The organism is Gammaproteobacteria bacterium (assembly GCA_036383255.1).
Classification (GTDB): domain Bacteria; phylum Pseudomonadota; class Gammaproteobacteria; order Natronospirales; family REEB76; genus DASUBN01.
The window spans coordinates 1-12,007 of the sequence record DASVOS010000002.1; the positions used below are offsets into that span (position 1 = coordinate 1).

Annotated in this window: 11 protein-coding genes; all 11 read left to right on the forward strand. The window is 69.4% G+C overall.

Translation table 11 applies throughout. The annotated features are described in order from the left end of the window. Window positions 1-2,234 (forward strand): FimV/HubP family polar landmark protein (locus VF651_00085; GenBank protein ID HEX7964091.1); only part of this gene is annotated, 2,234 nt, incomplete at its 5' end. Between the two features lie 70 nt (window positions 2,235-2,304). After that, window positions 2,305-3,117, forward strand: coding sequence for a tRNA pseudouridine(38-40) synthase TruA (gene truA, locus VF651_00090; GenBank protein ID HEX7964092.1), 813 nt, complete (start codon window positions 2,305-2,307; stop codon window positions 3,115-3,117). A gap of 3 nt (window positions 3,118-3,120) precedes the next feature. Further along, window positions 3,121-3,747, forward strand: coding sequence for a phosphoribosylanthranilate isomerase (locus tag VF651_00095; GenBank protein HEX7964093.1), 627 nt, complete (start codon window positions 3,121-3,123; stop codon window positions 3,745-3,747). Then, window positions 3,731-4,960, forward strand: a complete 1,230-nt coding sequence (gene trpB / locus VF651_00100) for a tryptophan synthase subunit beta (GenBank protein ID HEX7964094.1) — start codon at window positions 3,731-3,733, stop codon at window positions 4,958-4,960. Before VF651_00095 ends, trpB begins: the two co-directional genes overlap by 17 nt. After that, the gene (gene trpA / locus VF651_00105) at window positions 4,957-5,778 is read left to right on the forward strand and encodes a tryptophan synthase subunit alpha (GenBank protein ID HEX7964095.1); all 822 of its coding nucleotides are present in this window, start codon (window positions 4,957-4,959) and stop codon (window positions 5,776-5,778) included. The genes trpB and trpA overlap by 4 nt, the downstream gene beginning before the upstream one ends. 7 nt (window positions 5,779-5,785) lie before the next feature. Beyond that, window positions 5,786-6,667, forward strand: coding sequence for an acetyl-CoA carboxylase, carboxyltransferase subunit beta (accD, locus tag VF651_00110; protein HEX7964096.1), 882 nt, complete (start codon window positions 5,786-5,788; stop codon window positions 6,665-6,667). Between the two features lie 20 nt (window positions 6,668-6,687). After that, window positions 6,688-7,944 (forward strand): bifunctional tetrahydrofolate synthase/dihydrofolate synthase, encoded by a 1,257-nt coding sequence (folC, locus tag VF651_00115; protein HEX7964097.1) that lies wholly within the window; start codon window positions 6,688-6,690, stop codon window positions 7,942-7,944. A gap of 56 nt (window positions 7,945-8,000) precedes the next feature. After that, complete coding sequence (locus VF651_00120; GenBank protein ID HEX7964098.1) at window positions 8,001-8,579, forward strand: SPOR domain-containing protein; 579 nt, start codon at window positions 8,001-8,003, stop codon at window positions 8,577-8,579. 139 nt (window positions 8,580-8,718) lie between these two features. Next, complete coding sequence (locus VF651_00125; GenBank protein HEX7964099.1) at window positions 8,719-9,243, forward strand: CvpA family protein; 525 nt, start codon at window positions 8,719-8,721, stop codon at window positions 9,241-9,243. A gap of 23 nt (window positions 9,244-9,266) precedes the next feature. Further along, window positions 9,267-10,766 carry an amidophosphoribosyltransferase gene (purF, locus tag VF651_00130; protein ID HEX7964100.1) on the forward strand — a complete coding sequence of 500 codons (1,500 nt, stop codon included), beginning with the start codon at window positions 9,267-9,269 and terminating at the stop codon, window positions 10,764-10,766. A 20-nt stretch (window positions 10,767-10,786) separates the two neighbouring features. Further along, window positions 10,787-12,007: a DUF4147 domain-containing protein gene (locus tag VF651_00135; GenBank protein HEX7964101.1), complete on the forward strand. Its 1,221-nt coding sequence runs from the start codon at window positions 10,787-10,789 to the stop codon at window positions 12,005-12,007.

Below are 12,007 nucleotides of genomic sequence, written 5' to 3' on the forward strand. Positions count from 1 at the left end.
CGACGCCCGCCACCGCCGCGCCGGCGATGACCGCACCCGAGAGCCAGGCTCCCGCCGAACAGGCGCCAGCGGAAGTCGCCGCTGCGCCGCAAGCGCAGCCGCAAGCAGCCACGCCCGAGCCGACCGCTTCGCCGCCGCCCGCACCCGCGCCCTCGTTCGAACAGGCGCCCGCACAACGGGCGCTTGGCATGAATTACGGCCCGATTCATCGCGGTGAGACCCTCTCCAGCATCGCCAAGTCGGTGCGTCCGGAGGGCGTGACGCTCAACCAGATGATGATCGCCATCTACCAGGCGAACCCCGAAGTCTTCATGCGCAACATCAACCGCATGAAGTCGGGCTACATCTTGCGGATGCCGGCTGCGACCGACGTGCAGGCCATCAGCGTCGCCGACGCCAACGCCGAAGTGCGCGAGCAGATGCAGGCCTGGCGCGAGAACCGCATCGCGGCGGCGCCGTCGTCCGCCGCGCCCGCCACCACTTCGCCGGAGCTGCAGATCGTGGCCCCGGGTTCCGCCGCCGAGAGCAGCGCAGAGGTGCCGGGTGCCGAGCAGCAGGGCAGCGGCACCGCGCCTTCCAGCACCGGCAAGCCGGGCACGGGCAGCGCGCCGTCCGGTGGCCTGACGCCGCCCGCACCGACGCCCGCCAACCAGGCGCCGCTGTCGGTCAACAGCAACTCCTTGGCGAACGTGCAGCAGCAGGCCACGCAGCAGAACGCCGCGCCCAGTCTGCCGACGCCGCCCGCCGCCACCAACGTGCCGCTGCCCCAGGCGGCGCAGTCCACGCCTGCCAAATCCAAGCCCGCGCCGCAACCGGTGCAGGAGTCCGGCGGCATCCTGGACATGGTGTTCAGCCTCTACGGCATCATCGCCCTGATCGTCATCGCGATGATCGTGCTGGCGGTGGTGATCATCAGGAAGCGCAAAGCTGCTGGCGGCGGTTCCGGTGCCACCGCCAAGGGCCCGGGCCGCATCAAGGCCGACTGGATGAAGCAGGAGAGCGTGGATTCCGGTGACGACACCGCCGCGTCCTCCACCACGCGTACCCGCAACCGCAAGAAGATCGCGGCTTCGGAAGACGTGCAGGAGAAGACGGTGCTGGCCGAGCCGCCGAGTGAGCTCGGCGACAGCGACAAGACCATGCTCATGGCCTCGCCTCCGCCGATGCCCTCGGGCGGTGACACCATGATGGGCGGCGCCGCGACCGGCGGCTCGCAGCTCGACGTGTCCGATCCGATGGCGGAGGCCGACTTCCACATGGCCTACGGCCTGTATGACCAGGCCGCGGACGTGCTGCGCAAGGCGTTGCGCCAGGATCCGAACGCGCGCGCGGTGCAGGTCAAGCTGCTGGAGGTGTTCTTCACCGCCGGCGACAAGGACAACTTTGTCAACGAAGCCAAGAAGCTGCGCCAGTCCATGGGCGGCGCGCCGGACAAGGACTGGGAGAGCGTCGCGATCATGGGCCGCCAGGTGGCCCCCGACGAGCCCTTGTTCAGCTCCGGAGGCGGCGCCGTCACCGGCGCGGTGGACCTCGCGCTCGATGGCGGCGGCACCGACACGGTGGTCAGCGACCTGGACGCGCTCGGCGGCGCCTTCACCAGCGCCGGTGCGGCTCCGATCCCTGAGGCTCCGGCTCCCGCGCCGGCCCCGGCGGCTGACAACAGCATGGATTTCTCGCTGCCGGACATCGAGCCGATGGCGGCCGAGCCTGCGGCGGAACCCGTGGCCGAAGCCCCCAAGGCGGCTGAAGGCGGCATGGAGTTCGACCTGGGTGACCTCAACTTCGAGCCCACCCCGGCCAAGCAGGGCGGCGTCGAGAAGGCAGCCCCCTCGCTCGGCACAGACGAGCCCACAGTGGCCACGGACTTCGGCACGGATTCCCAGGTGGAGTTCGACAAGGCCCTGAACGACCTGGCCTCGTTCGTGAACACCAACGTCCCGGCCCAGCCGGCGACGGAAGAAGAGGACGATAAGACGCTGGCGATCCGCCCGCCGAAGGCCCCGGCCCCGGCGGATGACCTCAGCATGGATCTCGGCAGCGTGCCCGCCGCCGAGGACGCCCCTGCCGGCGGCGGCAGCAGCATGAACGAGATCGGCACCAAGCTGGACCTCGCCCGCGCCTACATCGACATGGGCGACCCGGACGGTGCCAAGAGCATCCTCGAAGAGGTGATCGCCGAGGGCAACGCCCAGCAGAAGTCGGAAGCCCAGGAGCTGATCAAGCACGTCTCCTGACCGGCCGGTCCGTCCCGACGTACATCTGCGCCGCCTTCGGGCGGCGCAGTCCTTTCAAGCGGTGGCACGAGTGACCCGTTACGCAGTCGGCATCGAATACGACGGTTCCGCCTTCATGGGCTGGCAGCGCCAGGTCCATCCCGGCCGCACCGTGCAGGCCGCCGTGGAAGACGCGCTGGCGAAGGTGGCCGACCATGTGGTCGAGGTCACTTGCGCCGGCCGCACCGACGCCGGCGTGCATGCCTCGGGCCAGGTGATCCACTTCGACACGGGCGCGAGACGCGACCTGCGCGGCTGGCTGCTCGGCACCAACGCCAACCTGCCGCCGGACGTGGCGGCGGGCTGGGTGATGGAGGTGCCGGAGACGTTCCACGCCCGCTTCAAGGCCAACGCGCGCCAGTACCGCTACGTGATCCTGAACCGGGCCACGCGCCCGGCGCTCATGCGCGGCGAGCTCACCTGGATCCACCGGCCCCTGGACGAGTCGGGCATGGCGGCGGCGGCACGTTATCTCACAGGCAAGCATGACTTCTCCGCATTCCGCTCGGTGGATTGCCAGGCGAAGCAGCCGGTGCGCACGCTGACGCGGCTCGACGTCAGGCGCGAAGACGAGCGCATCGTCATCGATGCGGTAGCCGACGGTTTCCTGCACCACATGGTGCGCAACATCGCCGGGGTGCTGGTGGCGGTGGGCGAGGGCAAGCGCGATCCTGGTTGGGCGCGCGAGGTGCTGGAGGGACGCGACCGCACCCTGGGTGGCGTGACCGCGCCGCCGAACGGCCTGAGCCTGACCGCGGTGCAGTACCCGCCGGAATTCGGCATCCCGGTCCCGGCCGGCGCGCTCTTTTCTGATACGCTTTCCGTCCTTCCACGGGAGAGATGAGCTTTGCGCGTCAGGGTCAAGGTCTGCGGCATGACACGGAGCGAGGACTGCGCGGCGGCCGCGCGCCTCGGCGTGGATGCGGTGGGCCTGGTGTTCTATCCCAAGAGCCCGCGCCACGTCGGCGTGGAGCAGGCCCGCACGCTGGTGACGAGCTTGCCGGCCTTCGTCACCGTGACCGCGTTGTTCCTGGACCCCTCCCGGGAACAGGTGCAGCAGGTCCTGGACAACGTGCGTGTGGAGCTGCTGCAGTTCCACGGCGGCGAGCCGGCGGAGTTCTGCCGCGGTTTCGCCCGTCCCTACATAAAGGCCGTGCCCATGGGCAGCCAGGCGGACGTGGCGGAGTATGCACACCGCCACGCCGGCGCCGCGGCGCTCCTGCTGGACAGCCATGCCGCGGGCCAGGGCGGCGGCACCGGTGTGAGCTTCGACTGGGCCGCGCTGCCCAGGTTCGAAGGACCGCCGCTGATCCTGGCAGGCGGGCTCAACCCTTCCAACGTCGCTACCGCCATCCGCATCGTGCGGCCCTACGGCGTCGACGTGTCGAGCGGCGTCGAGTCCAAGCCCGGCATCAAGGATGCGGACAAGATGGCGGACTTCGTGCGCGAGGTGAACGATGCCGCAGACGCTTAAGAAGGAAGCGCTCAAGGAGTCGCTGCGCACTCTGCCCGACGCGGGCGGACGCTTCGGCGCCTATGGCGGACGCTTCGTGGCCGAGACCCTGATGGGCCCGGTCGAACAACTCAGGCTTGCATACGATGAATCCCGCCGCGACGCAGCATTCCAGGCGGAACTGCAGCGCCACCTCCGGGACTTCGTCGGCCGGCCCTCGCCCCTCTACCTCGCCGAGCGGCTCACCGCCGATGCCGGCGGTGCGCGAATCTGGCTCAAGCGCGAGGACCTGAACCACACCGGTGCCCATAAGATCAATAACGCGCTGGGCCAGGCGCTGCTCGCCAGGCGCATGGGCAAGAAGCGGCTCATCGCCGAGACCGGTGCAGGCCAGCACGGCGTGGCCACGGCCACGGTGGCGGCACGCTTCGGCTTCGAGTGCGTGGTGTACATGGGCGAGGAGGACATCCGTCGCCAGGCCATCAACGTCTACCGCATGAAGCTCCTGGGTGCGACGGTGGTGCCGGTGACTGCCGGCTCCCGCACCCTCAAGGACGCGCTCAACGAGGCGATGCGCGACTGGGTCAGCAACGTGGATGACACCTATTACGTCATCGGCACCGTGGCGGGACCGCATCCCTATCCCATGATGGTGCGCGACTTCCACGCCTGCATCGGCGAGGAGACGCGGCGGCAGATCCTGGCGGCGGAGGGCAAGCTTCCCGATGCGCTGGTAGCCTGCGTCGGCGGCGGCTCCAACGCCATCGGCCTGTTCCACGCCTTCCTCGACGATGCCTGCGCCATCTACGGCGTGGAGGCGGGCGGCGACGGCCTGCATACCGGAAAACACGCGGCCTCCCTCACGGGCGGGCGTCCCGGTGTGCTGCATGGCAACCGCACTTACGTGCTGGAGGACGCCGCCGGCCAGATCACCGAGACCCACTCCATCTCTGCCGGCCTCGACTACCCCGGCGTCGGTCCTGAGCATTCCTGGCTCAAGGACATCGGCCGCGTGAAGTACGAGGTGGTGACCGACGCGGAAGCGCTGGAAGCCTTCCACGCGCTCACCCGCAGCGAGGGGATCATGCCGGCGCTGGAATCGAGCCACGCCATCTACTGGGCCCTCAAGCTCGCCCCGCTCATGCGCAAGGAACAGTCCATCGTGGTGAACCTCTCGGGCCGCGGCGACAAGGACATCCACACCGTGGCGGCGCGGGAGGGCATCGAGCTGTGAGCCGCATCGCGGAGCGTTTCGCCGCCGTGAAGGCCGCTGGCCGCAGCGCGCTGGTGCCCTACATCGCCGCAGGCGATCCGGGCAAGGCCGCCACCGTCCCGCTGATGCACGCGCTGGTGGAAGCCGGGGCCGACGCGCTGGAGCTTGGCGTGCCGTTCTCCGACCCGAGCGCCGATGGGCCCGTGATCCAGGCCGCCTGCGAGCGGGCATTGGCCGCCGGCACCACTCTCAAAGACGTGCTGGCCATGGTGCGGGAGTTCCGTGCCACGGACCGCGACACGCCGGTGATCCTCATGGGCTACCTCAATCCGGTAGAGGCATTCGGCGCCGAGGCCTTCGCCGCCGCTGCCGCCGAGGCGGGCGTGGACGGTGTGCTCACCGTGGATATGCCGCCGGAGGAGGCCGCGCCGCTGGCGGGGCTGCTCAAGGCCCGGGGTCTCGACCCCATCTTCCTGCTGGCGCCCACCACAGACATGGCGCGTGCCCGCCGCATCACGGAAACCGCCTCGGGCTTCGTCTATTATGTCTCCCTGAAGGGCGTGACCGGGGCCGCGCGCCTGGACTTGGACGAGGTCCGCTCAAGGCTCGGAGCGCTACGCGGCCTGACCCCGCTGCCCGTGGGTGTAGGCTTCGGTGTGCGTGACGCGGCCACCGCCGCGGCGCTCGCCGGGGTGGCAGACGCGGTGATCGTCGGCAGTGCGGTGGTGAGCCGCGTCGCCGAGCACAGGCATGATGCCGCGGCCATGACCGCCGCGGTGCAGGAATTCGTGAAGGGACTGCGCCAGGCGATGGACGCGGCCCGCAGGACAGGAGCATGAGGATCCGATGAACTGGTTCAAGAAGCTCGTCCCCTCCCGCATCAACACCGAAGGCCGCGCCAGCCGGCGCAGCGTGCCCGAGGGGCTGTGGACCAAGTGCGACGAGTGCAACTCGGTGCTGTACCGCGCCGAGGTGGAGCGCAACCTCTACGTCTGCCCCAAGTGTAACCACCACATGCGCCTGGGCGCGCGCCAGCGCCTGGACTTCTTCCTGGACGCGGGTTCCGGCGTCGAGATCGGCGCCTCAGTGGAGCCGGTGGACGTGCTCAAGTTCCGCGACAGCAAGAAATACAAGGACCGCATCACCTCCGCCCAGAAGGCGACCGGCGAGAAAGACGCGCTGGTGGCCATGAAGGGCCGCCTCAAGGGCATGCGCATCGTCGCCTGCGCCTTCGAGTTCCGCTACATGGGCGGCTCCATGGGCTCGGTGGTGGGTGAGCGCTTCCTGCGGGCCGCCGATGCGGCCCTGGAAGAGGGCGCGCCGCTGGTGTGCTTCTCCGCGAGCGGCGGCGCCCGCATGCAGGAGGCGCTGATCTCCCTGATGCAGATGGCCAAGACCAGCGCCGCCTTGGCGCGGCTCGCCAAGGCCGGTGTCCCCTTCATCTCGGTGATGACCGATCCCACCACCGGCGGCGTCTCCGCCAGCCTCGCCATGCTGGGCGACGTGAATGTGGCGGAGCCCAAGGCGCTGATCGGCTTCGCCGGCCAGCGCGTCATCGAGCAGACCGTGCGCGAGACCCTGCCGGAGGGCTTCCAGCGCAGCGAGTTTCTGGTGGAACACGGCGCGGTGGACCTGATCGTGGATCGGCGCGAGATGCGCGATAAGCTCGCGAGCCTCCTGGCGATGATGACGCGCCAGCCCGCGCCGGCTGAAGCCGAGAATTCCTGAGGCGCTCTCGCGCCCGATCCATGCGCTTCAAGACTCTTCCCGAATGGCTGGCCTGGCAGGAGCAACTGCACCCGGACGTCATCGATCTCGGGTTGCACCGGGTACGCCACGTGCTCGCTGCGCTCAAGCTGGACCGGCCCGCGTACCCCTTCCTCACGGTGGGCGGCACCAACGGCAAGGGCTCCTGCGTCAGCTTCGCCGAGGCCATGCTCATGACCGCCGGCCGCAAGACCGGCGCCTACGTCTCGCCCCACCTCCTGCGTTACAACGAGCGCGTGCGCGTGGACGGTGAGGATGTCCCTGATGAAGAGTTCTGCGAGTCCTTCGCGCGCATCGACGCGGTGCGCGGCGACCTCAAGGTCACCTACTTCGAGTTCGGCACCCTCGCCGCCATCGATATCTTCGCGCGCCGCGGTGTGGAGGCGGCGGTACTGGAGGTGGGCTTGGGCGGGCGGCTGGATGCGGTGAACGCGCTGGACCCGGATGCAGCGCTGGTGTCCTCCATCGGCTTGGACCATCAGGATTGGCTGGGCCCCGATCGGGAGAGCATCGGCCGCGAGAAGGCCGGCATCTTCCGCACCGGTAGGCCCGCGGTGTGCGGTGATCGGGAGCCGCCCGCATCCCTGCGGGACTACGCCACGACCCTCCATGCGGATCTAAGACTCATCGGCCGCGACTTCGAGCATCACCCGGCTGGCGGGGGCTGGACTTGGCGTGGACGGGAGGGCAGCTATACGGGGCTGCCGGCACCGGCGCTGCCGGGCCGCGTCCAGTACGACAACGCCGCTTCGGTGATCGCCGCGCTGCAGGCCAGCGAGCGACTGCGGGTGCCGGAAGCCGCCATCCGCCGGGGCCTGATGGAGGCGCGCATCCCGGCCCGCTTCCAGCGCGTGGCGGGGCCGGTGGAGACCGTGTTCGACGTGTCCCATAACCCAGACGCGGCACGAGTGCTGTCGGAGAACCTGCTGGCGGCGCCGGCGCAAGGACAGAACGTCGCGGTGATGGGCATGTTCAAGGACAAGGCCGTGGAGGAGGTGGCCCGCGCGCTCGCCGGCCGCTTCCAGCGCTGGTACCTGGGGGGGCTCGAGGGCCCGCGCGGCCAGAGCGCGGCGGCCCTGGCGGCACGCGTGCACGCGGCGCTGCCTGAGGCACAGCTCGCGGAATTTCCCTCGGTGCCGGCCGCCTATGCCGCGGCCATGGGAGAAGCCTGTCCCGGCGACCGGGTGGTGGTGTTCGGCTCGTTCCAGACGGTGGCCGCCGTCCTCAAGGACGCCTGACAAGCTATACTCCCCCGCGCGCGGCGGTTCCGCCGCTACCGACCGGGAGATCGGCAATGGAGCTCGGACTCAAAGAACGCCTCATCGGCGCCGCGGTGCTGGTGGTGCTGGGCGTGATCATCATCCCCTTCTTCCTCAAGGGCTCGCCCGCGCCGGATTCCAGCGTGAACCAGGCGCTGACGCTGCCGCCCTCCGGTTCCACCGCCGTCCAGCAGTACACGCTGCCGCTCGACGCATCCACCGCGCCCGGCGCCGCCCTGGCGGCGGCACCGGCCACCGCAGCCGCACCCACGGCCGCCACGGCGCCGGTCCTGCAGCCCGCGCCGAAGGCCAAGGCGCCTGTGCACAGCATCGCGCGCACCCCGGCGCCCAAGCCGGCTCCGGTCGCGACCCAGGCGAACGGCAAGTGGATGGTGCAGGCGGGCAGCTATGGCACCCAGGCCAATGCCGACAAGGTGGTGAAGACCCTCAAGGCACACGGCATCAAGGCCAGCGTCAGCCGCTTTGCCAAGGCGGGCCACACCTACTACCGGGTGCGCACCGGCCCCTACGCGGAACGTTCCGATGCCGACAAGGCGGCCGGCGTGGTCTCCAAGGCGATCGGCGGCAAGGCCAGCGTGGTGCCGAACGACTGATTGACGCCGCCGCGTATGCATCCATGCCTTCCGCGGCCCCGACGTTCCGACGCGTCCTCGCCGGTCCGAAGCGTGGGTTTGACGCCTCTGGTAAAATAGGCGTCCGAACGGTTACAGCGGCACGCCGCGCGGGGCGCGCATGACTCCAGCCGACATCGCCATCCTGGCCATCATCTTCGTCTCGGCGCTGCTCGGCCTGGCGCGCGGGTTCCTGCGCGAGGTCGCTTCCCTGCTGCTGTGGATACTGGGCTTCTGGCTGGCGGTGCGCTACGCGGCCCCCATCGGGAACGCTTTCAAGTTCGTGAAGGGCGGAGAGGACCGCCTGATCGTCGGCTACGGTGTGATCCTGGCGGGCGTGCTCATCGTCAGCACCGTGGTCGGCATGCTACTCAAAAAGCTGGTGGAGAGCTCGGGTGCCGGCGTCGGCGACCGCTCCCTGGGCACCGTGTTCGGCACCGCCCGCGGCGTGGTGATCGTGACCGTCATCATCGTGCTCGGCAGCATGGCGCTCGTGCCCCAGCCGCGCTGGTGGCGGGAGTCAAAGCTCATCCCCTACGCCATGCCGCTCGTCAACGTGGTGCGGCGCATGGCCCCGGTGCCGGTGGACTTCCATCCGTTGCCGGCTCCGGCGGCCCCGGCACCCGCGGAACTGGATCCAGGTTGATAACTTCACCGAGGCTCATCTGAATGTGCGGCATCGTCGGAATCGTCGGCAGGGGTGACGTGAACCAGCAGCTCTACGACGCGCTGCTGGTGCTGCAGCACCGCGGCCAGGACGCAGCCGGCGCCATGACCAGCGAGGCTGGGCACCTGCACTTGCGCAAGAGCAACGGCCTGGTGCGCGACGTGTTCCACGAGCGCCACATGCTCCGGCTCAAGGGCAACCTGGGCATCGCCCATACCCGCTACCCGACCGCCGGTAGCCATCATCCCTCCGAGTCGCAGCCGTTCTACACCAACTCGCCCTACGGCATCGGGCTCGCTCACAACGGCAACCTCACCAACGCGCGTGCCCTCAAGGAACTGCTGCTGAAGGAGGACCTGCGCCATCTCAACACAAGCTCCGACTCCGAGGTGCTGCTCAACGTGTTCGCACACGAGCTGCAGCGGGTGGGCGGCGTGGAGCCGGACGAGCGCGCCATCTTCAAGGCGGTGAGCGCGGTGCACCGGCGCTGCCGCGGCGCCTACGCGGTCACCGCGCTGGTGGCCGGTTACGGCGTGGTGGGCTTCCGCGATCCCAACGGCATCCGCCCGCTGGTGTTCGGCAAGCGAGAGACCGAGGCGGGTACCGAATACATGCTGGCTTCCGAGAGCGTGGCCCTTGACGTGTGCGGCTTCCAGCTGGTGCGTGACGTGGCGCCCGGCGAAGCGGTGGTGATCGACAAGGACGGCAAGCTCTACACCCACCAATGCGCCGAGAAACCGCTGTTCGCGCCCTGCATCTTCGAGTACGTGTACTTCGCGCGCCCCGACTCCACCATGGACGACGTCTCGGTGCACAAGGCACGCATGCGCATGGGCGAGAAGCTGGCCGAGAAGATCCAGCGCGAGTGGCCGGACCACGACATCGACGTGGTGATCCCGATCCCCGATACCAGCCGCACCAGCGCGCTGCAGCTCGCCAACACCCTCGGCGTGAAGTACCGCGAAGGGTTCATCAAGAACCGCTACATCGGCCGCACCTTCATCATGCCGGGACAGAAGCTGCGCAGCCAGTCGGTGCGCCAGAAGCTCAACGCCATCGACCTCGAGTTCCACGGCAAGAACGTGCTGTTGGTCGACGACTCCATCGTGCGCGGCACCACCTCGCGGCAGATCATCCAGATGGCGCGCGACGTGGGCGCCAACAAGGTGTACTTCGCCTCGGCCGCGCCGCCGGTCAAGTACGCGAACGTCTACGGCATCGACATGCCCACCTCCCACGAGCTCGTCGCCCACGACAAGACCGAAGACGAGGTGGCCAAGTTCATCGGCGCCGACAAGCTCATCTACCAGGACATCGACGACCTCATCGACGCGGTGCGCCGCGGCAACCCGCGCATCCAGCGCTTCGAGACCTCCGTGTTCACGGGCGAATACATCACCGGCGACGTGACCCAGGACTACCTGGACTCGTTGGAGAAGGAGCGCTCCGACGAGGCCAAGCAGAAGCGCAACAAGACCGAACGCCTTGTCAACATCTCCTGATCCCGGCCGGCGCCGGAGCCATGCGCGGCACCGCCTTCCCGCAGGATCTGATCCTCGACCTCTACCGGCGCGCGCTCGCGGCGGTGGAAGGGCGTGACTGCGTGCGGGACTGGCTGCGTGCCCATCGCATGGGAGAGCCCTACTATCTGGTGGCGCTCGGCAAGGCTGCCGGGGCCATGGCGGCCGGCGCGCTGGAGGTGGACGGCGAGGGCCTGCGCTCGGGCCTGGTCATCACCCGTCACGGGCACCTGGACGACGCGGCGGTGTACCGCGACCCTCGCATCCTGGCGCTGGAGGCGGGTCATCCACTGCCGGACGAACACAGCCTCGCCGCCGGCGCCGCGCTGCGCCTGTTCCTGGAGCAGGCGCCGGACGATGCGCGCTTCCTGTTCCTGGTGTCGGGCGGCGCCTCGAGCCTCGTGGAGGTGCCGGTGGATGGCGTGTCCCTGCAGGACCTGCGCCAGCTCAACCTGTGGCTGCTGGGCAGCGGCTTGCCCATCGCCGCCGTGAACCGGGTGCGCACCGCGGTCTCGCGCATCAAGGGCGGGCAGCTGGCGGCGGAACTGCACGGCCGCGCCGCGACTCTGTTGCTCATGTCCGATGTGCCGGGTGACGTGCCCGAGGGCATCGGCTCGGGTCTCCTGCTGCCATCTGTGCCGCAACCCCTGCCGGAACTGCCGGCACGCTTCGCCGCATTGCCCCTGCGGCGCGAACCTGTCCCTGCAGCCGCCAGCATCGATACGCACCTCATCGCCTCAAACCGCCATGCAAGGGAGGCGGCGGCCGGGGCAGCCCGCGCCGCCGGATACGCGGTAGAGGACCATGGCCCGTTCCCCGAGACGGATGCAGCTGCTTGCGGGCAACGCATCGCACAGTTGATGCTCAAGGCCGGCAAGGGCGTGCATGTGTGGGGCGGCGAGACCACGGTGAAATTGCCCGAGAACCCGGGGCAGGGCGGGCGCAACCAGCACCTGGCGCTGGCCGCCGCACGCGTGCTCGCAGGCACCGATGGCGTGACGCTGCTCGCCGCCGGTACCGACGGCAGCGATGGCGCCAGTGACGATGCCGGCGCGCTGGTGGACGGCGCCACCCTGGAGCGGGGCGCCGATGCGGGTTACGATGCCGCCGACTGCCTCGCCCGTGCCGATGCCGGGAGCTTCCTGGAGGGCAGCGGCGACCTGGTGCATACCGGTCCCACCGGCACCAACGTCATGGACCTCGTGATCGCCTTCAAGACCTGA